Consider the following 25,683-nt stretch of genomic DNA (forward strand, 5'->3'; position numbering starts at 1 on the left):
AATGTCGTCATCCCGATGTTGGTTCAGCTACAGCCCATGCTGTTGCCGCAGTTGTGGCACAGATAGCAGTTGCCGTTTCGCACGGTGATGCTGCCGCAGTTGTCACAACTGGGGGCATCGATTTGGAAGCGTGCGAATTGCTCCGTTTGGCCGGCGGCGTTGTTACCGTCGGACACGACATCCAGCGAACCATGGCCGTTGCCATTGCCATTGCTTTGGCCGTTGCCACTACCGTTGGACGGGCTGGCGGACTTGCCGTTTCCACCGGCCGATTTCTCGGTGGCCGGTGGGGTGGAGCTGACGCGACCTGAAAGACCAGGGATGTCTTTCAGGTTTTGCTGCAGGGCGGCTCGTTCGGCCAACTGGACCGCGGCGGCGGCACCGTCGCGCAGTTCACGCATCACGGGGCTCTGGTTGACGGCGACTTCCGGGCCGTTGCCCGCACTGCCGCCAGGGTTCACGCTGCCGGTGGGCACATTTTGGTTGCCTTCACCGCTCATGAAGGTCAGACCCAGCCAACGTGCGATGTAATCCACGACGCTCTTAGCGATCCGGATGTCCTTGTTGGACGTGTGACCCATCGGTTCAAAGCGTGTGTGGCTGAACTTGTTGACCAACACTTCCAGCGGGACGCCGTACTGCAGGGCGATCGACAGGGCGGTGCCGAAACTGTCCATGATGCCGCCGATGGTCGATCCTTCTTTCGCCATCGTGATGAAGATTTCACCGGGACGACCATCGGGATACAGACCCACACACAGATAACCTTCGTGACCGGCGATGCTGAACTTGTGCGTCAGGCTTTGGCGGGTGTCGTTCAGACGTTCACGCCGCGGCTTGTAGACGACCTTTTCCACCGTCTTGGTGACGACCTTGGCTTCACCGGATGCTTCGGCCTTGCCGTCGTCGGACTTGGTGTTCAGCGGTTGCGATTGCTTGCTGCCGTCGCGATAGATGGCGATCGCTTTCAGGCCCAGTTCCCAACCCCAGAAATACGCGTCGGCGATGTCTTGCGGGGTCACATCGTTGGGCATGTTGACCGTCTTGCTGATCGCACCGGACAGGAACGGCTGTGCGGCGGCCATCATCGTGACGTGGGCACGCCACGCGATGCTGCGGACGCCGTTGGCCGCTTTGAAGGCACAATCGAAAACGGGCAGGTGTTCGGCTTGCAGGTCCGGTGCACCTTCGATCGTGTCGTTTTCGTCGATGAACTTCAGGATCGAATCGATTTGTTCGCTTTGATAGCCCAGCTTGTCCAAGCCGCGGCGGACCGTCTGGTTGACGATCTTCAACATGCCGCCGCCGGCCAGTTGCTTGTACTTCACCAACGCGATATCCGGCTCGATGCCGGTCGTGTCACAGTCCATCATGAAGCTGATCGTGCCGGTGGGGGCCAACACGGTCGCTTGGGCATTGCGGAATCCGTAACGTTCGCCGATTTCGCAAACGTCGTCCCACAATTTCGTGGCGGCTTCCTTCAATTCGCTGGGGCCGTCGTCGTTGATTTCGTCGCAGGCTTCACGGTGCATCCGCATCACGTTCAGCATCGGCTTTTCGTTTTCCGCGTACGCTTCGAACGGGCCGACCACACCGGCCAGTTCGGCGCTGGTGCGGTTGGCTTCGCCGTGCAGGATGGAGGTCAGCGAACCGCACAGACCACGAGCCGCGTCGCTGTCGTATGGCAGGCCCGACGACATGATCACGCTGCCCAGATTGCTGTATCCCAGACCCAACGGGCGGAAACGATGACTGTTGCGAGCAATCGGCTCGGTCGGATAGCTGGCGTGATCCACCAAGATTTCTTGGGCGATAAAGAACAGGCGTGCGGCGGCGCGGAAACGCTTGACGTCAAAGCTGCCGTCTTCGCCCAAGAACTTCATCAAGTTGATGCTGGCCAGGTTGCACGCCGTGTCGTCCAGGAACATGTATTCGCTGCACGGATTGGACGCGTTGATGTCGCCGCTGTTGGGGCACGTGTGCCACTTGTTGATCGTCGTGTCGTACTGAACGCCGGGATCGCCACAGTGCCACGCACATTCGGCCATCTTGTTCAGCAATTCTTTGGCATCGTACGACGGCGCGTCGACGGTCGGTTTGTCGGTGACCCAGCGGGTCTGCCACTGGCCGCCCGCCCGGACGGTTTCCATGAAGTCGTCGGTGACACGCACCGACAGGTTGGCGTTTTGGAAACAAACGCTGCTGTAAGCTTCGCCGTTGAAGTTGCTTTCGTAGCCTTCGCGGATCAGGGCGTGAGCCTTCTGTTCTTCCTTCCATTTGCATTCGATGAATTCCAACACGTCCGGGTGCCAGACCTTCAGCGATTGCATCTTGGCCGCGCGACGAGTCTTTCCGCCGCTTTTGATCACGCCGGCGATGGAGTCATAAACCCGCATGAAGGACAACGGGCCGGACGGGGTGCCACCACCGGACAGCTTTTCGCGTTGGCTGCGGATTGTCGACAAGTCGGTGCCGGTACCGCTGCCGAACTTGAACAACATCGCCTCGCTGCACGCCAGACGCATGATGTCTTCCATGTTGTCGTCGACGCTTTGGATGAAGCACGCCGAACCCTGCGGAAACTCGTAGGGGTTTTCCGGCTGGAGCGTTTCGTCGCTGGTCCGATCCCAGTGCCAGTTGCACTTGTCGCCCACCACGCCGTATTGCGGGTACAGGCCGACGTTGAACCACACGGGGCTGTTGAACGCACCATGTTGGTGCAGGCACAACCAGGTCAGGTCACGATAGAACCGATCGCCGTCTTCGGCGGAATCAAAGTAACCGTCTTCCAGCCCCCAGTCGGTGATCGTGCGGGTGACGCGGTGGATCAGTTGGCGGACCGACCGTTCACGTTCGGTACCGTTCTTGGGATCGCCATAGAAATACTTCGAAACCACGACGTTGGTGGCCAGTTGGCTCCACGACGACGGGACTTCGCAGTCGGTCTGTTCGAACAGCGGTTTGCCGTTCTCGTCCTTGATCGCCGCACTGCGCAGTTCCCAGGTGGTGGTTTCGAAAGGCGTCGAATCGTTCTGGGGGCAGAAAACCGTGTCGATTTTCAGTCCCGAGCGATCTGTACGCAACGCATCGCTGAACCGTTGCCGGGCATAGGCGACACCATGTTCGGCATTGACCTTCTCCAGAGCCGGGTCGGAACTTTCCTTGCGATCGGATGCGGGCAGAACAGTAGCCATGACTTTTGAAGACTCCTAAAGGTCGTCCGTGAACGCCGGGGGTGTGAAGTTGGTACGCGGTCCTCGCGTCACACCCGATCGACGTCGCTGCGAAAATAGAAACAAGACTTGCCCAACACATCTGGTCGCCCCGACCACGAGTCGATGCACACTTTCGGCCCCTTAAGTCCATCGGAGGGATCGGAAAATTCCATCTTTCCCGCAGAGTGGTTGAAATCGGCCGAATCGGTAATGCCAGCACTACCGGTAGTGCATTCTAGGCTCGTGAAGCACTAGATGTGGGTCAACGCAGGGGATGATAGGGATCCCGGCGCTGCTGTCAACAAAAATTTGCTACCGAACCTAAGTCGTTTAATAAAAGTACTTTACGTCAGTTTCGGCGAAACGGCCCGATTGTCGCCTTCGTCCCGCCGATGCGCGCAAAGCCATGCCGCATGAAGGTTTACAGAAATTTGCTAGCAAATTCCGACAAGCCGTGGAAAACTTGTCAAGAAAAACAAAATTCTTCGGTCCAATCGACGCGGCCCGCAGGACCCTTTGGTTTTGACACCTGCCGATCGCCCCCAGTGTTCCATTTGAACAGGGACATCTGCATGGGGCTTGGAGGTCGAGCCATTTCGTTAGCAGACATCCGAGCGTAGCCACCGGGGCCGACCGGCATCGCGGGATGGAATTCGGTCGCGGGCGATGGGGCGACCCCCGCGGCCAAAGATTATCCCAGACTTCAAACTTTCTTCGCCATCGGCCCGACGTGCGGCGATTGGTCAACTAGGATTTTGACGTGGATCGGCCGTTTCCGCTGTGGCTTGTTTGTCTGGCCCGAGGCTCCCGGTCCCGCCATCGTCGCGTTGAACGCAACCGTTTCTGAAACGTCCCCCTCGGATCGTCCCGTTGATGCCCCGCGTCCTTTTGACCGCTTTCGAGCCGTATGACCGCTGGAAAGACAATGCCAGCTGGCAGGCGTTGGTGGAATTGACCAACTGGTACGACGGTCCCGCGCAATTGGTCACCCGACGCTATCCGGTGGATTTGTCGGAAATGAGCCACCGGTTGCGGGAAGACCTGCACCAGGGATTCGATTTGGCCATTCATTTGGGCCAGGCCCCCGGTTCGGCGGTCGTCCGGCTGGAATCGGTGGGATTGAACCTGCGTAGCGATGGCACGCCCTTGATCCCGAATGCCCCAGAGGCGTACCGGACGGCTTTGCCCCTGGACGCGGTCGCCGACGCGCTGAACGCCGCAGGAATCCCCGGGCGTGTGTCACACCACGCGGGAACGTTTCTGTGCAACGCCGCTCTTTATCTCAGCCAGCATTATGGCCAGTCCTTCGGGATGTCGACGCAAAGCGTCTTTGTGCACCTGCCGCTGACGCCGGCCCAAGTGGCCGCTGATTCGCAGGATTTCGCCAGCATGAGTTCGCAGTTGTCCGCCGCGGCGATCGCGATGACCATCGCTCGGTTGACCGAACGCGTCGCCTGAGGGGCGGCGGCGACCGATCCCCCGGGTGACCCGGCCAAGCCCGCAATGCAGATTTTTGACCGTCGGGGGTAAAGATATGACGGTCGTTCGGCCGATACCGGTTGTGACGAGCGTTTCGGACAGCAGTCCGAAGCGTGTTTCACACATTTCAGATTGACTGTCGAAGCCAATCCGCGAAGGCGAGAATCGATGACCCGCATCACGAAAAAACAACGATTGACCGGCGGTGCCTTGCTGACCCTGATCATCGGTTCGACGTTGGCTGCGGCCACGGGGTGCCAGTCCAGCATCAACGGCCAAACGTTGCCCAGCGCGTACTACCTGCAAGACGACGTGCAATACTTCCCCGTCGGCCCGGAATTCAAGCTCTCGCGTGAAGCCGCGGCGTTGCAGGCCGCTCGCGCCGAAGAAAAGGCCAACCGCTGATCCAAAGCCGACCGCTTTTGCGGTTCGCTTTGTTTCCATGCCGGGGTCGCATCCTGTGGTGTTGATGTGATCCTGACGCGGGACGTGGACATTGCCTTTGCTCCGCGTCGCCAACCGGGCGGTGTGCCGATATCATGCGGCCATGAACAAGCCACATCCCAACAAACACCGCTTCTTGCCGGCCACCGTTCTGGTCGCCCTGGCCTTCTTTCTAGCGCTAGCGCCGGGTTGTCGTGACGCCACGGTTACAGGCCCCGCGACGACCGATGATGTCGCCGTGCCGACCGGACCGGTGACCGTCGAAGTCATTTCGGATTATTCCACCCAGACGGTCACCATCGATGATGTGGCCGAAGGCACGACGTTGGAAGACGTCATGCGACAGGTCGAATCGCTGGACGTCGGTGTCACCGGCAGCGGTGAAATGGCATTCGTCGACAGCATGCTGGGCCAGTCCACCGGGACCGAAGGCGGCTGGACGTTCAAAGTCGACGGCGAATTTTCCAAGCTGGGCATCGGATCGGTCAAGCTGAGCCCGCCGACCACTGTGACGTGGGCCTACAGCGATTGGCCCGACGCGGCGTCGGAGTAAGACGTCGACGCAGTGGCTTTGGAGTGAAACATCGGCGGCCGGTCGATGTTCGGCGCGGATTACGACGAAAGCGAAGCGGGCTGGCTGGCGATCTGACGCATCCAGTCTTGGACTTTGGTCAGCGTCGGAAACTGTGACGCGATCCCCGCGATGCCGATGGCGGGAAAGATCAAGAACAGCAGATCGCCTTGTATCATCATCAGGATGCTGCCCATCACGCCGACGCCTTCGAAAATCGCGCTGGTCACGATCCGCGCCGCTTGGTCGCCGCCGGACAGATAACGCATCGGGCCTTCGATCGGATCGTCGCCGTCGGGTACGGTAAATCCACCGGACTGTTCGGCGCGAAAACGTTGCACGGCCGCTTTGCGGATGGTGGGCGGAAGGAAGAACGCGGCGGCCAGGCTGATGGCTGTGAACGCCGTTGCAATGCCCGGCAGGACCAAGTCCCCGGCACCGGCGGGTTCACGTTCCTCGGCCGCCATTTCCTGGGCCACCGCTTCTCTCTGGTCGGCCGACGACAGGGTCATGTAGGTCATCACCGCGGCGATCAGGATCAAGCCTTGGATCAGAGCGAACGTAATGATCTGGCCGATGCGGATCAGCGCGGAAAACGTCGGGGTGGGCTGGGCGTCCATGGTGGCGTCGGTCTTGTGGGGAAACGTGTTCGGTGATGCGGGTCTTGCGAGGCGTTCGTAAACGCGGTTTCAGGGTCGCACGTTGTACTTGGGGCTGCGGCTGCGGATCAATTCGCTTTCATACGCCCGTCGCATCGCCGATTTCGATGCCGGCGAATCGGCGGCAAAGACGTGCAGTTCAACCGAGACGTTTTCGGATCGAGGACTCTGCAACATCGCCGCCAGCGCCGCGTTGTGGCTGCCGTCAAAGTGTTGTTTCAAGCGTTCGGCCAGGTTCACTGCTTCGCCGATGTAAAGGTACCCGCTGGCGTCTTTGAACAAATAGACGCCCGGTCGCTTCGGGACGTCGGTTTGTTTCAGTTCGTCCAGCGAATACGTGGTGACTTTGCGTTGCCAGTCGGCGACCTGGAGTACCAATTCCGGACGCAGCCGACGCGTCTTGCGTAGCCGTAGCAGTGTCCGCCGCACGGCATAAGCGTCAACGTCGGGGGAAAGCTTGCGTGCTTCTTCGGTCAGCTCGCGATACGTGCGTGGGTCGGCCAACAATTGATCGGTCGTCATGCGGTGTCGGTCCATCACCGCACGTCCCGCCATCTCGGCGATCACTTGCACGTCACTATCGATCGGTTGGGCACGCCGCGTCGCCGATGTCGTCAGCTTGCCGGCTTTGCGAAGCCCCAACAGCCGCAGGAAAAGTTGACGCCGTTGATCGTCGGACCATTTCGACGTGTCTTGAAGTCCAGTGCCTTGCGCGACCGCTTTCAGAAAATCGGCGCGCAAGTCGTCCCGCACCAGCAACTCATCACTGCTGAATCCTTGCGACGACCGCGCGAAGGCTTCGTCGATGACCGTATCCGGTGCAACCGCATCGTCGGCGGCTCGGGGGGCATCGGCGAAACATCGACTGGATATCGAAACGGCCAAGGCGAGGCCGACCAAGATCGTCACGGCAGGTGATGGGCGGGATCGTTGGGATGAGTGGCGGATCGGCATCGATGCCTGGGCAAACGACGGTTGGGGGCTACGATTGTCGGTCGATATTGTTGGTGACATGCACCCGAGTTTACCCCAAGCCGATGTCATGCGAATCGTGTTGTGTTTTCCGGTGACCGACAGCCAAGTGGCTCGGATCGCCGATACGGTCCCCGATGCGGAAGTGGTCAATGCCGGTCAATCGCGGATCGACGAACTGTTGCCCACCGCGGACATCTTCATCGGTCACGCCAAAGTCCCCGTGAATTGGGATCGCGTGCTGGACGCGGGGCGTCTGCGCTGGATCCAATCGTCGGCGGCGGGGCTGGACCACTGCTTGGTGCCCGGCGTGATCGAAGACGATTCGATCATCGTCAGCAGTGCGTCGGGGCTGTTCGCGCCCCAGGTCGCCGAACAGACGTTTGCATTACTGTTCGGTGTGATCCGACGGGCTCCGGTGTTCTTCAACGCTCGCAAAGTCCGCGACTTTTCACGCCAGCCGACCGATGACCTGCGTGGAAAGACGGTCGGCATTGTCGGGCTGGGCGGCAACGGTCGCGCGATCGCGGAAATGTTGTCGCCCTGGGATGTCCGTGTCGTCGCCACGGATTTCTATCCCGTTGATCGCCCGGATTCGGTGGAAACGTTGTGGCCGGCGGACCAGTTGAATGATTTGCTGGACATCAGCGATGTGGTGATCCTTGCGATTCCGCTGAACGAGAACACCGACGGCCTGTTCGACGAAGCGGTGTTCAACCGAATGAAACGTGGCAGCTACTTAATCAACGTGGCCCGCGGTCGCGTGGTCCAGGAATCGGCTTTGGTGGCGACACTTCGCAGCGGGCGTTTGGCCGGCGCAGGGCTGGATGTCACGGAGGTCGAACCGTTGCCGGCGGACAGCCCGCTTTGGGATGATCCCAAAGTGATGATTTCGCCTCACATCGGCGCACAGTCGTTTCGTCGCGTCAGCGATACCGTCGATCTCGCGTGCATCAATTTGAAACGTTTTGTCGCCGGACAACAGCCCTACAATGTGGTCGACAAGCGGTTGGGCTTTCCCCATCCGTCGGACGTCTATCGCCCGGGCACCGAGAACCCGAACGGATGATGGGATTCAATGAGCAGTAGTCCAAGACGTATCGCGCCGGCCGACGCGATCATCGAGAAAGGCCACGGGCACGCCAGTCCAATTTTGTTGCCCGCCAAACCGGAGCAGCGAAGTGATTTCGTGACCGAGTTCAACGAGACGTACGCTGCGTTGGGCTGGCGAATCGATTGGAACGAAGATGGGACGATCCGTTGGCCCGGAAAAAAACACTGATCGCGTTCGTGGCTGCGCGTCTGTGTTTTTTCTCACGGAGACACGAAGGCACGGAGGAAGAGAGAGGGTGAGGAAGGCTAGGGATCGGATTCCGTGAAATCTTCGTCCCTTGGTGCCTTTGTGAGAGGTTATCGATTGCCGGTGTTGCTGTTTTTCTCACGGAGACACGAAGGCACGGACTGGAGGGGCAGTGGGGAATGGTGCAGGTAGAAATGTTGATGGATGACCATGGATGAGAATTCAATCGGGACAATTGTCGTTGATTGTGCCGTCAAGTTGCACAAGTCTCTTGGTCCAGGGTTGCTGGAGAATGTGTACGAAGCCGTGCTTGCGAAACAGTTGCAGCAAGCTGGATTGAGGGTTCAAAGGCAGAGGCCGATTCCCATCCGATTCGATGGCTTGACGTTTGACGAAGGCTTTCGCGCCGATTTGGTCGTCAATGGTCTGGTGATACTCGAACTGAAATCGATCGAGAAAGTGCATCCTGTTCACAAGAAGCAACTGTTGACCTACCTGAAGTTGATGGATCTAAAGCTTGGTTACCTGTTGAACGTCGGCGATGAGTTGATGAAGAACGGAATCACTCGGGTCATCAACGGTCAGCTCTAGCGTTCGTGCTTGGTCGCACGGAGCATCTTTGTGCGGCTATCGGTTGCCGGTGTAGCTGTTTTTCTCACGGAGACACGAAGGCACGGAGGAAGAGAGTGGGTGAGGAAGGCTGGGGATCGGATTCCGTGAAATCTCCGTGCCTTGGTGCCTTTGTGAGAGGTTATTGATTGCCGGTGTAGCTGCTTTTCTCACGGAGTCACGAAGGCACGGAGGAGGAGAGAGGGTGAGGAAGGCTGGGGATCAGATTCCGTGAAATCTCCGTGCCTTGGTGCCTTTGTGAGAGGTGATTCGACCACGGGAATCGCATCAGGTGGGAGTGCCACCGGCGCATGAAAAAACCCCGTCGATCCAATGATGATCGACGGGGCCATGCATTTTCTAATCAAGCTTTACAGCGGATCAGTGACCGCAACCGCAAGCCGGAGCAGCTTCGCAACCGCAAGTCGGTTCGATGATTTCGCAGCCGCAGGTGGGCTCGATCACTTCGCAACCGCAATCGCATCCGTGATTGTGCTTGTTGAACAGCTTCTTGAACAATCCCAGCGGGTTGCAGGGCTTGTGGCAAGGTGCGGGAGCGTCGCAGCCGCAAACCGGCTCGCAACCGCAGACGGGTTCGCAAACGGCAACTTCGCAACCGCAAGCGGGTTCAACAACCGGTGCGCAGCAGGCGTCGCAAGCGCTGTGACGCTTGAACAACTTGCTGAACAGACCGCACTTCGGTGCGGGAGCTTCGCAGCCACAAACCGGTTCGCAAACCGGAGCACAAACGGGCTCGCATCCGCAAACCGGCTCGCACACGTCACAACCGGAATCACATCCGTGACCACACAACTTGTCAAACAGGCCGAACGCGCTGGCGCTCGGGGCACTGCTGGCGGCAATCGCGAAAGCCAACAGAGCAGGGACGATTACACGACGCATCGTGAATTCTCCATGGAAAGGTAACTGAACGGGATTCGCCAGCCGCAACACGTCCGAACGGCCGAGCAACCGTGGGATGTCGAAAGCGTCGGCCACAGCCATGACAACCTTCGCGACTCCGACGGGTCGACCTTGAAACGTGGGAGGAATCAAAGGCCGGTCGGCGTGTGGCGGCAAGCGCGACACCGAAATTTGGTGTCGTGAATGGCTATCGGTCAGGTCGCCAATGCGTGATGCGTTGACTTGGCGGGAAATGCCGGTGGCCGCCGGAATCGGTGACGATCGCGACGACTTTGACGGTCGCCCGGACCTGTCGGGTCAAGCCGGTCGGTGAACACGGGGAAAGAAGGCTGCCGGATACCGGGCAGCGGCCCATCGTGATCAGGGCAGCAGGAAGACCTGGAGCTTGCGGCACCCGTGGGCACCGAGCACGAGGGATTGTTCGATGTCGGCCGTCTTGCTGGGGCCGCTGACGAAGACGCCGAAGGGCGATTCGATGTTACCGATCCGCTGGTAGGCTTGGTGCATGTTGCTGACGATCTGGCTACGCGAGACGACGATCGCCAAATACTGTGCGATGAAGATCAGCACGCGATGCGGCAATGTCGCCCCGTCGATCCAAATGGCACCGTTTTCCGCGACGGCAAACTGGCCCGGTGCGATCGTCCAGTCCAGCGGCGCGAATTCGTGTGGGTCATCGACCGCGGACGCATCGACGTTTCCATCGACAGCGTCGGGGACCAGCGAACAGATTTGCCCGGCCGACGAAAAGACGTCGATTCCCCGCAAGATTTCCGCAACTTGTTCCGGCCGGTCGACCAAATGGCTTTCGCCGCCGACCGCCTGCAAGTTTTGCTGAAACACCGCCAACGGATCATCGAATTGTGTCACCGACGCCAGATCGATCGGCGGGATCGGTTCGCTGTCGATCACTTGGCCACGCAGCCGGTCCATGATCGCGCGTCGGCTGTCGGTCGTTGCTGTCACGGATGACTTGACGGTGGATTCATTCACGATGCGTCTCCGTTGGACCGCGTGTTTGCGTGGGCTGTCGCGTTCCCGTTGGCCGAATCACGCCGCTGTGGGTTGCCCCGATTGGCGATGTACCACTGACGGAAGCTTTCACGTGGCGGTTTTGGCAATTCGCGTGCCTTGGTCCACGTGTTGAATCGGTTGTGAGTGACGAAGTGCGGCAAGACACGCAAGGCCGTGCGTCCCATGGATCCGGCGGTCCGGTACAGCCCCGGTCGCTGGAACAAAAACGAAGCCGTCTTCATCGCGACGCGTTTGGACAACGGCAACAGACCATTGCCGACCAATTCACCACGCCAAGCCAACAGCTGGTGATGCAGTGGGATCTTAACGGGACAGACGTCGCTGCAAGAACCACACAAGCTGCACGCATAGGGCAGCGACTTGTACGATTTGGCGTCACGCGATGGCGACAACACACTGCCGATTGGTCCTGGCACGGTCGCGCGGTAACTGTGTCCGCCGCTGCGACGATACACCGGGCACGTGTTCATGCACGCGCCACAGCGGATGCAGTGCATGGCGGGGCGGAACGTGTCGTTGCCCCGCAATCGTGTGCGGCCGTTGTCGACCAAGACGATGTGCAATTCGCTGTTGTCGTCTTTGGGGCCGTGAAAGTGTGACGTGTAGGTGGTCACGGGCTGTCCGGTTGCGCTGCGGGCCAGCAAGCGAGTGAATACCGACAGATCCGCCAGCGACGGGATCATCTTTTCGATCCCCATGCAGGCGATGTGGACCTTGGGAAGCGATACGCCCAAGTCCGCGTTGCCTTCGTTGGTACAGACGACAAAGCCGCCCGTTTCGGCGATGCCGAAATTCACCCCCGTAATGCCGACTTCACCGGACAAAAATTTGTTTCGCAAATGGTTGCGTGCGGCTTCGGTCAAGTACTGGGGGTCGGACGCGCCGGCATCGGTGCCCAGGTGCGTGTGGAACGTTTGGCCGACTTCTTCCTTCTTGATGTGGATCGCCGGAAGCACGATGTGGCTGGGCGTTTCTTCGCGAAGTTGGACGATGCGTTCGCCCAGGTCGGTGTCGACGACTTCGATGCCGTTGTCTTCCAAGTAGGGGTTCAGCCCGCATTCCTCGGTCAACATCGACTTGCTTTTGACGATGCGTTCAGTGCCGTGCTGTCGCAGGATCTTCAACACGATCGCATTGTGTTCTTCCGCGTCCGCGGCCCAGTGCACGGTCGCACCGCGGGCGGTCGCGTTGCGTTCGAATTGTTCCAAGTAATCGCCCAAGTTGGCGATCGTGTGGGTCTTGATCGCCGAAGCACGTTCACGCAAGTATTCCCATTCGGGCACCGATGACGCTTGACGGTCACGTTTGACACGGACAAACCACAATGCGTCGTCGTGCCAGTGCGAACGGTCTTCGTTGGTCACGAACGGCTTGGCGGCGGTGGGATGGTCGACGATCGGAAGCTTCATGATCGCTGTGCGGCGGCAAGAGGAGTGGTTTCCAATTCGCGTCCGACCAACACCTCGGACACATGCATGACTTGCAAGCGGTTTTGTTGGCGACGCAAGATTCCCTGCAAGTGCATCAGACAACTCATGTCGGCCGACACGATCACCTCACTGCCGGAACCCGAATGATCGGCGATCCGGTCGCGACCCATCGCGGCCGACACGTCCGCTTCATTGACCGCAAACGTCCCGCCGAATCCACAGCATTCGTCGACGCGAGTCAGCGGCATCAGTTCGATTCCCTGAACCTGCTTCAATACCGCGGCGACTTTGTCCGGACGCTGCGTCATCCGTTCGCTTTGCGACCCCAGGCCCAATTCGCGCAACCCGTGGCAGCTTTGGTGGACACTGACCCGGTGCGGAAAACAGACATCCGGGATGCGACCGCCGTGCATGTCGTGGATGTATTCGCAAAGTTCAAACGTTCGGTCACGGACCGACGTGAATGCGGGGTCGTCGTCGGCGAAGTACTCCGCGTAGTGGTGCCGCACCATCGCCGTGCACGATCCGGAAGGGCAAATCACGGCGTCGTAACCGGCAAACAGATCGACGAAACGCTGGGCAACCGGCGCGGTGTCGCTGTTGCACCCGGTGTTGGCCATCGGCTGTCCACAACAGGTTTGTCCGTCGGGAAAGACGACATCCAGACCCAGGCTTTCCAACAGTTCCAGCGTCGCGACGGCGACCTGAGGAAAGAACTGGTCGATGTAACAGGGAACAAAAAGGGCGACTGTCATCGACGTCGTTGGGGATCGGTGTTGCGGTCAAGAATAGTGCGGCGCCGGTTTGGGTGTGCAACCGTGCGCCGACCGCCAAGATAACCCATCGTGGGGCAGTGGCGAGATCGTCAACGATCAATCATTGACGATTTTCGCAAAGCAAATTGTTAACCACTTGACGCGGATGTCGATCACCACCGTAAAACCGCGGTTCCCCAAGCCAGTCCGGCGCCGAATCCGCTGATCAGCACCAAATCGTCGCGTTTCAACCGACCGTCCTTGGCCGCTTCGTCCAGCACCAGCGGAATACTGGCCGCCGACGTGTTGCCATAGCGGTCAAGATTCATCAGCGCCTTGTCGCCGGCGATGTTCAGCGCCGCGACCGAGGCATCCAAAATCCGCTGGTTGGCTTGATGCAACACGACCCAGTCGATCTGGTCGGCCGACAAACCGGCGTCGCCCAGCACGTCTTTGCCGCTGTCTTCGATCACGCGGACCGCCCATTTGAAGACCGCGCGACCGTCCATGCGAAAATATTGACCGCCGCAGGCGTACTGCTCCGGTGTAAGCGGGTGTTTTGATCCGCCGGCCTTGATTTGCAACAAATCCCCGCCGCTGCCTTCGCTGCCCAGTTGATACGACAGCAAGCCATAGCGATCGTCCGCAGACCCGTCGGCGGCGAATCCGTTGGAATGCGGTGCATCCAACCGCAGCGACACATCGTCGTCTTGGCCCGTATCACCGGCCGCCGCCGCATCGTTGCCGACCGCAACGTGATCCGGGACCAACAGCACCGCGCCGGCGGCATCGCCGAACAGGGGATAGGTTTTCTTGTCACTGGGATCGACCGTGCCGTTCATCGCATCGGCACCGACGACCAAGACACATTGGTGATTACCGCTGGCGACAAACTGTCCCGCGGTGATCAATGCATAAACGAATCCGGCACAGGCGGCATTGACGTCCATGGCCGGCGCCAACGCACCCAGCCGTTCTTGCAGCTGGCACGCCGTTGACGGCGTCGGATAGTCAGACGTCATCGTGGCAACAATGATCAGGTCGACTTCGTCCGCGGTGCGACCGGCCGACTTCAGGCAATCCATCGCGGCTTGATAGGCCATGTCGCTGGTGGTTTCACCTTCGGCCATCACACGTCGTTGCCGAATGCCGGTCCGACGGACGATCCAATCGCTGTCACAGCCCAACGCGGCCAGGTCTTCATTGGTCACGATCTGCTGCGGTGCATACGATCCCGTCCCGGCGATGCGAAATCCTGTCAGACGTCCCAAACGACCACGGCCGCTGGGCGTCGTGGTGGGGGCCGGCGACGTGTCATTTCGCAGACGTTCACGGCGCGTGGACGACCCGCTGGTGGGGCGACGTACCTGTTCGGACGAAATCGGCGTGGAGGTCATGGGCGGTCAAACGCGGGATGAACACGCCGGGTCGGTGCAGGATGCCGGGCCGACGGCGATCGTGTTGCCGGATAATAATGCGATGCCGGTCGACCGACGCGGCAATCCAGCGGCGGTGTCAATTCCGGCCGGCAAACGCGGTCAATTCAACCATCGGTTCGCCAATCATGAGCGGGAGTATAACGATCAGGCTTCAGCAGCGGCAGACGAACCTGTGGCGGACGCTTTTTCGGCCACGTTGGACCCACCAATCAGCCCGGTCGATTGCCAGGTCAGCCCGACGGGTCGGCTTTTTCGTCCGACGGTCGATCGCGGGCGTTATTCTGATCGCCGTACCGCTGCTTGTCACGGGTTGCCGGCCGCGGCAGAGCGACGAAGTCACCCTAATGAAAGTGGCTGGCGGGTCCATGGCCCCGACATGGGTGGGGCGGCACGGCGAAGTCCGCTGTCAGCATTGTCTTTCGTCGCTGAGGATCGTCACCGCGATGATGCCGCCCAAAGGGCAGGCGTACGTCTGTCCGTTTTGCGGTGGCGAAGTGACCAGTCCCGGTGTGGCCGATCGATCGGGCGATGTTGTGGCGGTTCATCACCCCCGTGGCAATGACCACCTCTGGCAGCGTGGCGATTTGGTCGCGGTGCGACGAAACGGCATTCCGCGTTTGAAGCGATTGGTGGCATTGCCGGGCGATGTGCTTGCCTTGGACGGCTTGCGTTTGACCGTCAACGGTCGTGCAGCGGGTGACCACTTTGATGCTCCGTTGATCGTCGTCAATCAAGATTGGTTGTCCGATTCAGAAGCCGAGGGGCCTTCATCGGAGGGACGTCCGTTTTCTTGGTGGCAACCGTCGGACTCACAAGGGCGGCCGGACGGCGGATGGACACGCCAGGATTCTGCCTGGATCGCGGCCCGATCGCGGGACGACGCGATGCCTTTTTGGCTGGTGTATCGACACCGGAACGTTTTTCATTCGCTTCGTGAGGACAGCATTCGCGACAACTATCCTGGAAACGTGTCGCTCGTGCGACCGTTGTACGAAGTCGATCGACTGGTGCTGACGGCCAACGTCCAGGCCCACCCGAACTCCGGTGCGGCGACAGATCTATCGACCAGCCCGTCGGCAAGCGGTGACATCGAAGTCTATTTCTGGACCACCAATGGTATCGTGATGCATCGACGTCCGCTGCCCCACGAAATGTCTGCGATGCGATTCCACAGCCGCGACGCGGTCTCGGTGTCAGCGGATCGGAACGCCGAAATTCCGGTGACGCAAAAACGTCCAGTCGCCATCACGGCACCGCAGGGCACCATCGTGGCGGGTTTGTTGTTGGAGCGCCCGGTCGATTATCGGCTGCGACGAATCGATGCGACGGGGGCGTTTCCGCTGCGTCTGGGCGAAGACCAATTCTTCGTTTTGGGTGACAACGTGCCCGTTTCGGTCGACAGCCGAAAATGGGGGCCGATCCGACGCGATGATCTCATCGGGTGGATTCCCGCGACGGCCGAACCTACCGCCGCTGGTCGCTGACCGGCCCAGGCGATCAATCGGGAATGATCTCGCCACGGGTCAAGTCGTCCATCGTTTCCCGCTGGCGGATCAACTTGGCCGATCCGTCTTCGATCAGGATTTCGGCCGGACGCAGCTTGCTGTTGTAATTGCTGGCCATCACGAAACCATAAGCACCCGCGTTTTCCAGAATCAGATAATCGCCCACACCGACGGTCGGCAGCATTCGCGATTCCACGAACCCACCTTCGCGTTGCGTAAAGATGTCGCCAGATTCGCACAGCGGGCCGCCGACGATCGTCGGGACTTCTTCGCGTGCCGCCGCGTTGCCTTTGATGCTACAGACGCTGATCGGATGATAGGCGCCGTACATCACCGGACGTGCCAAGTCATTGAAACCAGCGTCGACCAAGACGAACAAGTTGTCGCCGACCTTCTTCACGGCGCGGACTTCGGCGATCAAGTATCCACTTTCGGCTGACAAGAACCGGCCCGGTTCGATTTCCAACTGCAACCGGTGGCCGAACGATTCACTCAAGCGGTTCCGAGTGTCGTCCCAGATCTGAAAATACTTTTCGATGTCGACGTATGATTCATCATCCTTGTACGGCACGGGCAATCCACCGCCGGCGCTGATGGTTTTCAACGTGCGTCCGACTTCGCGAGCCGCCGATTCCATTGCCGCGCCGACTTGGCCCAAGTGTTCCAGATCGGTGCCCGATCCGATGTGCATGTGCAGCCCCGTCACGGTCACGCCGTTCTGGTCGGCTCGCAGCAGACAGTCGTTGATCTGCGAATGCCAAATACCGTGCTTGCTGCCGTCGCCACCGGTGTTCGTCTTTTGGCTGTGCCCGTGTCCGAATCCCGGGTTGATCCGCAAGGTGATCTCACAGCCCGGCAGCCGATTGCCGATTTGGCTGATCATGTCGGGCGACCCGCAATTGACGTGCAGCCGATGGTCGACACACATCTCCAAAGCTTGGCGGTCAAAAATGTCGGCGGTGTAGACGATTTCGTGGGTCCCCGGACCGCCCTGGTATCCGGCCTTCATCGCCCGGTGGATTTCGCCCGCGCTGACCGCGTCGACGACAACCCCGCGTCGTCGCATCCGTTCCAAGATCGCGATATTGCTGCACGCCTTTTGTGCGTAGCGGATCACGTCGAACGATTTCAGCTGTTCGATCCGCTGGTCAATGACGTTTTGATCGTACACGTACAGCGGTGTGCCGTACTGGCCGACCAAATCGGCGATCGTCTGTCCGGCAATTTCGGTGCGGGCGGTCGGAAAAGCAGTGGTGGCGGCCATCGAACGCGTCATCCAGTTCTAACAATCGGGGCAACGAATAGGTCAGCAATTCAGTCGACGCAGGATACACCGCCGCCGCGTTTTTGGGCAGCAAGGGCCGCAGCGACGGCGTGCGGCTCGGCGGCCGGCGTGAGACTCGGGGCGGTCGACCGAGCCGGGAAGCCAACCCCGTTTGCCCGATCGCCCCAACCATCGGATTCCCCGTCGTCGGGTTAACCGCGAAGAAGTTCAGCGGCACCACCGCGACAAATCGGCGGCTGTGAAAAACGAGCGTGTCGGCAACGCTCTACCTGAGAGACAATAAAGGACGCAGGTTCGTCTGAGCCACGCTCGCAGTCATGCTTTGAATCATGATGGTGTGCCCCCGGCGGCCAACCCTGCCCACCCCACCCGCCTTTGTCTGCGTCGGCGCATCATCCCTTGTGGTTGCCACGCGCATCCCCACCCTGAACATCATGACCGACGCCCCCCGACCCATGCGCCGTTGGATCAAACGCATCGCGATAGCTCTGGTGCTGTTGTCCGCCGTCGGTGCGGCGTCGACGATCGCGACATCGTCACTGCGTGTCGAAGAATCCCCGGTCGGGATGACTTACACCGTTCGCCGTGGATCGCTGGCGGTGACTGTCACGGAAAACGGCACGGTCGAAAGCAGCAACAACAAAGAAATCAAATGCATGGTCAAAGGCGGCAGCACCGTCTTGTGGGTCATCGAAACCGGCACCATCGTCCAGCCCGGTGACGTCTTGGTGCGTCTGGACCAATCGCAAATCGAAGACAACATCTTGGCCCAAGAGATCGTCTACGAAAACGCGCTGGCCAATAAGATCACCGCGGAATCCGATGTGGCGGTGGCACGCAAGAGCATCACTGAATACTTGGAAGGCACTTATGTCGAAGAACGAAGCACGATCGAAAAAGACATCTTCGATGCCGAACAAGCGCTCACCCAAGCCAAACTGAATTACGAGTCATCCGTCCGCATGGCGGGCAAAGGATTGATCAAATCGTTGCAGCTGAGCCGTGAGAAGTTTGCCGTGGAATCGGCACGCAAAGATTTGGAATTGAAACAGACTCAACTGGAGTCGTTGGAGAAGTACAAGAAGGAAAAAGAACTTCAAACCCTGAAAAGTTCACTGCGTGCTGCCGAAGCCCGCCTGGCATCCTTCGAAGCTTCCCTGAAATTGGAACAGGCTCGGCTGGATCGCGAAAAGGAACAATTGGAAAACTGCACCATCGTTGCCGACGTTCCCGGCATGGTGATCTTTCCATCGATGGCCGAATGGAAATCCACGCCCGACATCGAAGAGGGCGCGGTGGTTCGCGAACAACAAACCCTGTTGATCATTCCCGACGTTTCCAAAATGCAGGTCAAAGTTGGGATCCACGAATCCAAAGTCGATCGTTTATCGGTCGGAATGCCCGCCAGGGTCGAATTGCAAGACGACGTGTTGGCGGGCGAAGTCAGCGAGATCGCCGAAGTCACGCGACCGGCCGGTTGGTGGACCGGCAACTTGGTGAAATATGACACGCTGATCCGCCTGGAATCTCAACCCGGACTGAAGCCGGGCATGACCGCATTGGTGGACGTGGTGCTGGCCCAGTACGACGACGTGCTGACCGTGCCGGTGGCCTGTGTTTTTGAGGACGGCGATCGTCACTTGTGCTGGGTCGTTACTGAGAGTGGTGTCCAACGCCGTGAACTGTCCTTGGGCGATACCGATGACGAATTTGTGATCGTCCAGGCGGGGTTGGCCGAAGGCGATCGCGTGATTTTGAACCCCACCGTCTATGTGGATGAAGCCCAAAACGCGGCCGAACGCGTCGGCGGAAACGTGGTCGATGAATCGAGCGATTCGGAGGCCACCGCATCATTGGAGCCGACCGAAACATGATGCGGTTTTGGCAAACGCTGTTGCTGGGCGTCAAAAGTCTTCTGTTACAGAAGTTGCGATCGGCCCTGGCAGCCCTGGGGATCTTCATCGGGACGACCACCGTGATTTGGCTGGTCGCGATGGGGGAAGGTGTCAGCCATGACGCGCAGCAACAGATCTTGGAACTGGGCGCGACCAACATCATCGTCCGCAGTATCGAACCGCACAGCAGCGAAGCGGCCGGCGAACGCGTCAAAACGTATGGACTGACCCGCGCCGATTACCGGCGCATGATGTCCAACATCCCCACGATCGTTCGCGCGGTTCCCATTCGCGAACTGCGGCGTGAATTCATGGTCGGCGGTCGTCGCTTGGACGCCAAGCTGATCGGCTGCACGTCGGATCACTTGGCGTTGAACCGGCTGCAAATCGCTCGTGGACGATGGTTGCGTCGCGACGATGATCGCGAGAACGTGATCGTGTTGGCTGACGGTACTGCCAAGCGTTTGTTCGGATACGAAGATCCGATCGGACAAAAAGTGCGGGTTGAAAGCGACGTCTATACCGTGATCGGCCAAACCAAACCTCGCGAAGCGTCCGCAGCGGTCGGTGGCAGTTTGGAAGCCCGCGATTACCGTTTCGACGCCTACATTCCTTTGGAAACGTTTCGGCATCGGGTCGGTGACCAGATCATGACGCGGACCGGTGAAGGGTTTAACTTCAAAGGCGAAGTCGTCGAGCTGACGCAAATCACATTGACCGTTGGCAGCGTAGACGAAGTCGATGAAACCGCGTCGATCGTCAGCTTTCTGTTGCAAAAATATCACGACCAAGAAGATTACGCGGTGGTCGTGCCCAAGGAACTGCTGCGGCAAGCCGAACGTACGCGAACGATGTTCAATGTGTTGCTGGTCGTGATCGCCGGGATTTCATTGTTGGTCGGCGGGATCGGCATCATGAACATCATGTTGGCGACGGTGACCGAACGGACCCGAGAGATCGGTGTGCGTCGTGCGATTGGCGCTAAGCGCAGCGATATCGTGCAACAGTTTTTGGCCGAAACGTTGGTGCTGACCGGCGGCGGTGGGTTGCTGGGCGTGTTGTTTGGCCTGATGTGCGGGCCGATCTTTGATTTCGTGCGAAACACGGCGGAGATGGTTTCGCCGGATCTGTTGCCACCGATCGTTCACACGTTGGAGCCGCGGATCGCGCTGTGGTCGGTCTTCCTGTCGCTGTTCATCTCGCTGGGGGTCGGTCTGATCTTTGGTGTCTATCCGGCACGTCGTGCGGCGATGATGAATCCGATCGACGCATTGCGTCACGAATAAAAACTTGGGGGGGACATGATGTAGTAGTAGACCGGCGCGTCACGCCCGGTTAGCTTGACGAGTGATGGGGCTGCCACCTTGTTCACTTGTCTCTTTTCCTGGCTCGGTTTCAGGCGAATGTCTTAGGTCGTTTCTGGTCTTTGGATGTTTGCTGAAGTTTCGGTGTTCATTCCGAACCTTCGTCCGACCCAACAGCTCAAGGATTCAGCGTCATGAGAAACGTTTTTGGCTACGCGCTGTTAATGCTATTGTTCATCGGTGGACGATGCCCCGCAGCATTGACCATCGACATCGATTACACGTTTGATACGAACAACTTTTTCGGCGCAGCTGGTTCTGCACAGCGAGAAGCGATTGAGGCAGCAGCCGGTTTTTTCGAGAACACGATCAGCCAGAATTTTGCTGCGATCACGCCGGGGGGCGATAACTCTTGGGATGCACAGTTCTTTAACCCTGCAACGGGCGGATTATCAACTGTCTCCAACGCGACCATTGCCGCGGACACGATTCGGATCTACGTCGGCGGTCGCAATCTGGGTTCGTCGACTCTGGGACAGGCTGGACGTGGTGGATGGTCGGCGTCGGGGTTTGCTCCGTTTTTTGACTCCATCAATCGGGGCGACTCAGCGACTCAATTTGGCCTTTGGGGTGGTTCGGCGACATTCAATACCACATCCAACTGGAACTTCAGCGTTGCGAGTGGCCCCAGTGCTGGGCAAAACGACTTTTACTCAGTCGCGTTACACGAACTCGGGCACGTGCTCGGTTTGTCGGCGACAAGTGATGCGTGGGACGACCATTGGATCGCGGGCACCGACAGCATTGCCGATGCGAACCCAGGCACCGATGGGCAGTTCACGGGCCCCAATGCGCTTGCCGCATACAACGCGGACAACGGATTGTCCGAAGCGTTCATTCCAACGGTTGCCGCAAGGTTGGATAATCCGGGAACAGCGCAGAACGAAGAAGACCTGACCAATCGGCACTTCGCCCGGAACACGATGTCGTACATCTACGGAACGACGACATTACAAGAGATCGCTTTGGATCCAGATATCACAGTTGGCACACGCAAGCTTTTTACGAATGTCGATGTTGCCGCCTTGTCGGACATCGGTTGGCAAGTAACGGCCGTCCCCGAACCGTCGACGTGGTTTGCACTTGCTATGATCGGTGGCGGTGCTTGTTATCGCCGTCGTCGCCAACGTGCCAAGCAATCAACGGAGGCTGCGGCGGACGTTTGATTCTGTCACGGCTTTGCGGGGCTTTCGCCGATGGATTTCTTTCACAGTGGATCCTGGCAATCCAAAAACGAATCCTTTGACGTCACCCACCCGGCGACCGGCGATGTGGTCGAACGGGTACCCGCCGCGGACGTGAGTGATGTCGACGCTGCGATTGAACACCTGGACCGAATCGGCCGCGATGTGATGGGCCGCATGCCTGCCCACCAGCGGGCGGAGATTTTGCATAGGGTCAGCCAGGCGATCGGCGAACAGTTCGATTCGCTGGCTCGAACGATCAGCAGCGAATGCGGCAAGACGATCCGTGAGGCTCGTGGCGAAGTCGCGCGTGCGGCCGAGGTGATGCGGCTTAGCGGCGAAGAAGCCAAACGAATCAACGGCGAAGTGTTGCCGTTGGATGCGGCCGCCGGTGGCGAACACAAGCTGGGATTCACCCTGCGTGTTCCCTGTGGCGTCGTGGCTGCGATCACGCCGTTCAACTTTCCGCTGAACCTGGTTTGTCACAAAGTCGGTCCGGCCATCGCCGCCGGGAATGCGGTGTTGATCAAGCCCGCCAGCGACACGCCGCTGTCTTCGCTGAGGCTGGTCGGCATTTTGATCGACAGTGGTTTGCCCGCTTCGGCGATCGCTTGTTTGACCGGTGGTGGTGGAGTCTTGGGCCAAGCCATCTGTGGCGATGACCGGATCCGAAAAATCAGCTTCACGGGCAGCCAAGTTGTCGGCGAAGCAATCTGTCGATCCGCCGGTTTGAAACGCGTGACGATGGAACTGGGCAGCAACAGTCCATTGGTCGTGTTGCCCGACGCCGACTTGGACGCGGTCGTTGCCGCCACCGTCGCATCGGGGTTCGCCAACGCAGGCCAGGTCTGTATTTCCGCCCAGCGTTTGATCGTCGATCGATCGGTGCACGATGATTTTCTGCAGCGGTTGTTGCCCGCGGTCGAGGCGATCCGTCTGGGAGATCCGCTGGACGAACACACCGACATGGGCCCGCTGATTCGGCGCAGCGAAGCCGATCGGGTGAAGGCTTGGCTGGACGAAGCAACGACCGCCGGTGCTCACGTTGCGACCGGCGGCGAACAAGACGGCGCGTTTGTCCGGCCGGCCGTGATCACGGACGCAAGTTCGAAGATGAAAATCGTCCGTGATGAATTGTTCGGACCCGCGGTCGCCGTCCAAGCGGTCGCCGATGTCGACACCGCGATCGCGGCGGCCAATGACACATCCTTCGGTTTGTCCGCGGCTGTGTTTACCCGCGACCTGGACGCGGCGATGCGTTTCGCCCGCAACGTCGACAGCGGCAACATTCACATCAACGGTGGGCCGATGTGGCGATCCGACTTGATGCCTTACGGAGGCCTGAAAAACAGCGGAATCGGCAAAGAGGGCCCACGTTATACGATCGCCGAAATGACGGAAACCAAAATGATCGTTTTGCATTTGGGCGACTGATCACGTCCAATCGGCTTCACAAAGCGTGCCGCGGCCATTCAACTGCGGACGGTTTTTCCCGCTTCGCCCCCATTCCATTGCAGGAGTCCTCCAGCGTGAGTCCCACCGAAGATCTGGCCGCCCGCAAGACCGAAATTCGCAAGGCAGCCCACGCGGCTCGCAAAGCCCAGGAAGATAAGGACACCATCAGTCGCCAGATCACTGACCGCATTTTGCAATTGTCTGAATATCAGCAAGCGAAATGCGTGATGTGGTACGTCGATGTCCGCGACGAAGCCCGCACGCGCCACGCATTGCCCGATGCGATTGCCAGCGACAAGAAAACCGTCATCCCGTTCTGTGTCGATGGGGAATTGGAATTGTTCCACCTGGAATCGATGGAAGAACTGGAACTGGGGATGTACAAAATCCTGGAACCGGCCGAGTCGCTGCGGCACGTCGCCGAGAAACGCGTTGATGTCAGCGAATTGGATTTGATCCTGGTACCCGGCGTCGGATTCGATGACCGTGGCGGACGCACCGGCCACGGCAAAGGCTATTACGACAAGTTGCTGGAAAACGCGCGAGCCGATACGCCGCTGGTCGCACTGGCGTTTGAGTGCCAAATGTTCGACGAGATTCCGATGCAGGATCACGACATCTACATGGACAAGGTCATCACCGAAGACCGCGTGATCGAAGGGCGGGGACGCAATGGCTGATCTGAAGCAACTGGTCGAAGACACTTATGCGGAAGGGTTCCGCAGTATCTATGGCGAAATCCTGATCACCGCGCGGGACGAAAAATGGTTGCAGCATGCATTGAATGCCGTCACCGGTCACGCCAGCAGCACGATCTTGTGTGATTGCGAAGCCGGTGTGGCCCAAATCATTTCCAGCGATCAGACCCCCGACGGTCGGATCGGCGGTGTCGTGCAATTTCACGTGCCGCGGTTTCGCAAAGACCGTCGTGAGCATTTGGAAAAAGTCATGCTGGCGCGGATCAGCCAAAACGTGCTGACGTGTCCGACCGCCCGGTGTTTCAATCGACTGGACACCGAAGACTATTTCAAATTGGGACGCAAAGTCGCGTTCTTTGGTGACCGGCATCAGTTCCGCGACCAACGTTATGGAACCAAAGGTTGGGTGATTCCGATCTTGGGCGGCGAGTTTTATTTGACTCGCCGGTTTGGTTTTCGCGACGGCGTGATGGGCGGCAACCTGTGGTTCTTTGGTCCCGATGAAGATGTCGCATTGGCGGCTGCCGAAAAAGCCGCTCGGGCAGCCGATGCCGTGCCCAATGTCATCACCACCTTTCCCGGCGGTGTCGCCGCCAGCGGGTCCAAAGCCGGCAGCAGCTATGATTTCACAATTGCATCGACTTACGCCGAGTTTTGTCCGACGCTGAAAGACAAGCTGGGGGAAAAATCCAAGGTGCCCGACGGTGTGGGCAGCATCATGGAAATCATCATCAATGGTCGTGATCTGGACTCATTGAAAGACGCGACGCGTGCAGCGATTCATGCCGCCGCAGACACGGACGGATTGATACGCATCACCGCCGGCAACTATGGCGGACGTCTGGGCAAATCGTTGATCCATCTACACCAGTTGCTGGATTAAATCGTCGCCTTTCGCTCCGCCGAAAGATTGCGAAAAGAAACAGCCGCCTCCCAACCACTCCCACTCCTCCGTGCCTTGGTGCCTCCGTGAGAGCCATCTGCGCTGTTCTTGGGAGGTCTCTCACAGAGGCACGAAGACACAGTGGAGAAGATGAAGAGGGCGATAGGAATCGTGGTGAAAGTTAACGGATCAATCGCGTTGGTGGCCTGACTCGATCAGCCCCTTGTCCACTCCCACCCCACCCCACCGTGCCTTGGTGCCTTCGTGAGAGCCATCTGCCCAGTGCTTGGGAGGTCTCTCACAGAGGCACGAAGACACAGAGGAGAAGACGAAGAGTGCGATAGGAATCGTGGTGAAAGTCAACGGATCAATCGCGTTGGTGGCCTGACTCGAACAACCCCTCGGCCACTCCCACCCCGTCCGTGCCTTGGTGCCTTCGTGAGAGCCATCTGCCCAGTGCTTGGGAGGTCTCTCACAGAGGCACGAAGACACAGAGGAGAAGATGAAGAGGGCGATAGGAATCGTGGCGAAAGTTAGTGGATCAATCGCGTTGGTGGCCTGACTCGATCAGCCCCTTGTCCA

21 protein-coding genes are annotated in these 25,683 nt (G+C 59.2%); 13 read left to right on the forward strand and 8 right to left on the reverse strand.

Translation table 11 applies throughout. The annotated features are described in order from the left end of the window. Positions 1 to 23: 23 nt before the first annotated feature. Positions 24 to 3,194, reverse strand: coding sequence for a vitamin B12-dependent ribonucleotide reductase (locus HFP54_RS17480; protein WP_168566152.1), 3,171 nt, complete (start codon positions 3,192 to 3,194; stop codon positions 24 to 26). A gap of 894 nt (positions 3,195 to 4,088) precedes the next feature. Between HFP54_RS17480 and HFP54_RS17485 the strand changes: the two genes are divergently transcribed. The 3 genes from HFP54_RS17485 (at position 4,089) to HFP54_RS17495 (ending at position 5,691) form a co-directional block, all read left to right on the forward strand. After that, positions 4,089 to 4,673 carry a pyroglutamyl-peptidase I gene (locus HFP54_RS17485; RefSeq protein WP_168566153.1) on the forward strand — a complete coding sequence of 195 codons (585 nt, stop codon included), beginning with the start codon at positions 4,089 to 4,091 and terminating at the stop codon, positions 4,671 to 4,673. A 189-nt stretch (positions 4,674 to 4,862) separates the two neighbouring features. Further along, entirely contained in the window at positions 4,863 to 5,099 is a 237-nt protein-coding gene (locus tag HFP54_RS17490; RefSeq protein WP_145296371.1) for a hypothetical protein, read from the forward strand. A 142-nt stretch (positions 5,100 to 5,241) separates the two neighbouring features. Then, complete coding sequence (locus HFP54_RS17495; protein WP_168566154.1) at positions 5,242 to 5,691, forward strand: DUF4430 domain-containing protein; 450 nt, start codon at positions 5,242 to 5,244, stop codon at positions 5,689 to 5,691. A gap of 59 nt (positions 5,692 to 5,750) precedes the next feature. Here the strand turns inward: HFP54_RS17495 and HFP54_RS17500 are convergent, their stop codons facing one another. Together HFP54_RS17500 and HFP54_RS17505 are read right to left on the reverse strand one after the other, a co-directional pair. After that, the gene (locus HFP54_RS17500) at positions 5,751 to 6,329 is read right to left on the reverse strand and encodes a hypothetical protein (protein WP_168566155.1); all 579 of its coding nucleotides are present in this window, start codon (positions 6,327 to 6,329) and stop codon (positions 5,751 to 5,753) included. Between the two features lie 69 nt (positions 6,330 to 6,398). Next, entirely contained in the window at positions 6,399 to 7,277 is an 879-nt protein-coding gene (locus tag HFP54_RS17505) for a nucleotide excision repair endonuclease (protein ID WP_168566156.1), read from the reverse strand. Positions 7,278 to 7,410: 133 nt separating this feature from the next. On the opposite strand from HFP54_RS17505, the gene HFP54_RS17510 reads away from it, so the two are divergent. The 3 genes from HFP54_RS17510 (at position 7,411) to HFP54_RS17520 (ending at position 9,231) form a co-directional block, all read left to right on the forward strand. Further along, on the forward strand, positions 7,411 to 8,409 hold the full coding sequence (locus tag HFP54_RS17510) for a D-2-hydroxyacid dehydrogenase (RefSeq protein WP_168566157.1): 999 nt from the start codon (positions 7,411 to 7,413) through the stop codon (positions 8,407 to 8,409). Between the two features lie 9 nt (positions 8,410 to 8,418). Next, on the forward strand, positions 8,419 to 8,622 hold the full coding sequence (locus HFP54_RS17515) for a hypothetical protein (protein ID WP_146414581.1): 204 nt from the start codon (positions 8,419 to 8,421) through the stop codon (positions 8,620 to 8,622). A 228-nt stretch (positions 8,623 to 8,850) separates the two neighbouring features. Next, positions 8,851 to 9,231, forward strand: a complete 381-nt coding sequence (locus HFP54_RS17520) for a GxxExxY protein (protein WP_168566158.1) — start codon at positions 8,851 to 8,853, stop codon at positions 9,229 to 9,231. 1,302 nt (positions 9,232 to 10,533) lie between these two features. On the opposite strand, the gene HFP54_RS17525 is transcribed toward HFP54_RS17520, so the two are convergent. The 4 genes from HFP54_RS17525 to HFP54_RS17540 form a co-directional block, all read right to left on the reverse strand. After that, on the reverse strand, positions 10,534 to 11,166 hold the full coding sequence (locus tag HFP54_RS17525) for a LutC/YkgG family protein (RefSeq protein ID WP_315853924.1): 633 nt from the start codon (positions 11,164 to 11,166) through the stop codon (positions 10,534 to 10,536). Next, the gene (locus HFP54_RS17530; protein WP_168566159.1) at positions 11,163 to 12,617 is read right to left on the reverse strand and encodes a lactate utilization protein B; all 1,455 of its coding nucleotides are present in this window, start codon (positions 12,615 to 12,617) and stop codon (positions 11,163 to 11,165) included. The genes HFP54_RS17525 and HFP54_RS17530 overlap by 4 nt, the downstream gene beginning before the upstream one ends. Further along, positions 12,614 to 13,393 (reverse strand): (Fe-S)-binding protein, encoded by a 780-nt coding sequence (locus HFP54_RS17535; protein WP_146414578.1) that lies wholly within the window; start codon positions 13,391 to 13,393, stop codon positions 12,614 to 12,616. The genes HFP54_RS17530 and HFP54_RS17535 overlap by 4 nt, the downstream gene beginning before the upstream one ends. Before the next feature lie 173 nt (positions 13,394 to 13,566). Beyond that, positions 13,567 to 14,790: a beta-ketoacyl-ACP synthase III gene (locus tag HFP54_RS17540; protein WP_168566160.1), complete on the reverse strand. Its 1,224-nt coding sequence runs from the start codon at positions 14,788 to 14,790 to the stop codon at positions 13,567 to 13,569. 386 nt (positions 14,791 to 15,176) lie between these two features. Between HFP54_RS17540 and HFP54_RS17545 the strand changes: the two genes are divergently transcribed. After that, the gene (locus HFP54_RS17545; RefSeq protein ID WP_168566161.1) at positions 15,177 to 16,316 is read left to right on the forward strand and encodes a S26 family signal peptidase; all 1,140 of its coding nucleotides are present in this window, start codon (positions 15,177 to 15,179) and stop codon (positions 16,314 to 16,316) included. A 13-nt stretch (positions 16,317 to 16,329) separates the two neighbouring features. Here HFP54_RS17545 and lysA read toward each other — a convergent pair whose 3' ends face one another. After that, positions 16,330 to 17,601, reverse strand: coding sequence for a diaminopimelate decarboxylase (lysA, locus tag HFP54_RS17550; RefSeq protein ID WP_168566162.1), 1,272 nt, complete (start codon positions 17,599 to 17,601; stop codon positions 16,330 to 16,332). Between the two features lie 455 nt (positions 17,602 to 18,056). On the opposite strand from lysA, the gene HFP54_RS17555 reads away from it, so the two are divergent. From HFP54_RS17555 to fhcD, 6 genes are all read left to right on the forward strand, one after another. Then, positions 18,057 to 19,496: an efflux RND transporter periplasmic adaptor subunit gene (locus tag HFP54_RS17555; protein ID WP_168566163.1), complete on the forward strand. Its 1,440-nt coding sequence runs from the start codon at positions 18,057 to 18,059 to the stop codon at positions 19,494 to 19,496. Next, the gene (locus tag HFP54_RS17560) at positions 19,493 to 20,803 is read left to right on the forward strand and encodes an ABC transporter permease (protein WP_168566164.1); all 1,311 of its coding nucleotides are present in this window, start codon (positions 19,493 to 19,495) and stop codon (positions 20,801 to 20,803) included. The genes HFP54_RS17555 and HFP54_RS17560 overlap by 4 nt, the downstream gene beginning before the upstream one ends. Before the next feature lie 212 nt (positions 20,804 to 21,015). Then, on the forward strand, positions 21,016 to 22,047 hold the full coding sequence (locus HFP54_RS17565) for a matrixin family metalloprotease (protein WP_168566165.1): 1,032 nt from the start codon (positions 21,016 to 21,018) through the stop codon (positions 22,045 to 22,047). A gap of 30 nt (positions 22,048 to 22,077) precedes the next feature. Continuing rightward, positions 22,078 to 23,499 carry an aldehyde dehydrogenase family protein gene (locus HFP54_RS17570; RefSeq protein ID WP_168566166.1) on the forward strand — a complete coding sequence of 474 codons (1,422 nt, stop codon included), beginning with the start codon at positions 22,078 to 22,080 and terminating at the stop codon, positions 23,497 to 23,499. A 95-nt stretch (positions 23,500 to 23,594) separates the two neighbouring features. Beyond that, complete coding sequence (locus HFP54_RS17575; protein ID WP_146414569.1) at positions 23,595 to 24,200, forward strand: 5-formyltetrahydrofolate cyclo-ligase; 606 nt, start codon at positions 23,595 to 23,597, stop codon at positions 24,198 to 24,200. Further along, positions 24,193 to 25,101, forward strand: a complete 909-nt coding sequence (gene fhcD, locus HFP54_RS17580; RefSeq protein WP_168566167.1) for a formylmethanofuran--tetrahydromethanopterin N-formyltransferase — start codon at positions 24,193 to 24,195, stop codon at positions 25,099 to 25,101. The genes HFP54_RS17575 and fhcD overlap by 8 nt, the downstream gene beginning before the upstream one ends. The last annotated feature ends 582 nt before the right edge of the window (positions 25,102 to 25,683 follow it).

Origin of the sequence: Crateriforma spongiae (assembly GCF_012290005.1) — a bacterium.
Taxonomy (GTDB): Bacteria; Planctomycetota; Planctomycetia; order Pirellulales; family Pirellulaceae; genus Crateriforma; species Crateriforma spongiae.

Coding starts and splice junctions, on each gene's coding strand:
- HFP54_RS17570 (WP_168566166.1), top strand. CDS start 22,078: ATGGATTTCTTTCACAGTGGATCCTGGCAATCCAAAAACGAATCCTTT.
- HFP54_RS17490 (WP_145296371.1), top strand. CDS start 4,863: ATGACCCGCATCACGAAAAAACAACGATTGACCGGCGGTGCCTTGCTG.
- HFP54_RS17500 (WP_168566155.1), bottom strand. CDS start 6,329: ATGGACGCCCAGCCCACCCCGACGTTTTCCGCGCTGATCCGCATCGGC.
- HFP54_RS17540 (WP_168566160.1), bottom strand. CDS start 14,790: ATGACCTCCACGCCGATTTCGTCCGAACAGGTACGTCGCCCCACCAGC.
- HFP54_RS17530 (WP_168566159.1), bottom strand. CDS start 12,617: ATGAAGCTTCCGATCGTCGACCATCCCACCGCCGCCAAGCCGTTCGTG.
- HFP54_RS17480 (WP_168566152.1), bottom strand. CDS start 3,194: ATGGCTACTGTTCTGCCCGCATCCGATCGCAAGGAAAGTTCCGACCCG.
- HFP54_RS17485 (WP_168566153.1), top strand. CDS start 4,089: ATGCCCCGCGTCCTTTTGACCGCTTTCGAGCCGTATGACCGCTGGAAA.
- HFP54_RS17560 (WP_168566164.1), top strand. CDS start 19,493: ATGATGCGGTTTTGGCAAACGCTGTTGCTGGGCGTCAAAAGTCTTCTG.
- HFP54_RS17520 (WP_168566158.1), top strand. CDS start 8,851: ATGGATGAGAATTCAATCGGGACAATTGTCGTTGATTGTGCCGTCAAG.
- HFP54_RS17535 (WP_146414578.1), bottom strand. CDS start 13,393: ATGACAGTCGCCCTTTTTGTTCCCTGTTACATCGACCAGTTCTTTCCT.
- HFP54_RS17515 (WP_146414581.1), top strand. CDS start 8,419: ATGAGCAGTAGTCCAAGACGTATCGCGCCGGCCGACGCGATCATCGAG.
- lysA (WP_168566162.1), bottom strand. CDS start 17,601: ATGGCCGCCACCACTGCTTTTCCGACCGCCCGCACCGAAATTGCCGGA.
- HFP54_RS17555 (WP_168566163.1), top strand. CDS start 18,057: ATGACCGACGCCCCCCGACCCATGCGCCGTTGGATCAAACGCATCGCG.
- HFP54_RS17565 (WP_168566165.1), top strand. CDS start 21,016: ATGAGAAACGTTTTTGGCTACGCGCTGTTAATGCTATTGTTCATCGGT.
- fhcD (WP_168566167.1), top strand. CDS start 24,193: ATGGCTGATCTGAAGCAACTGGTCGAAGACACTTATGCGGAAGGGTTC.
- HFP54_RS17510 (WP_168566157.1), top strand. CDS start 7,411: ATGCGAATCGTGTTGTGTTTTCCGGTGACCGACAGCCAAGTGGCTCGG.
- HFP54_RS17545 (WP_168566161.1), top strand. CDS start 15,177: ATGAAAGTGGCTGGCGGGTCCATGGCCCCGACATGGGTGGGGCGGCAC.
- HFP54_RS17495 (WP_168566154.1), top strand. CDS start 5,242: ATGAACAAGCCACATCCCAACAAACACCGCTTCTTGCCGGCCACCGTT.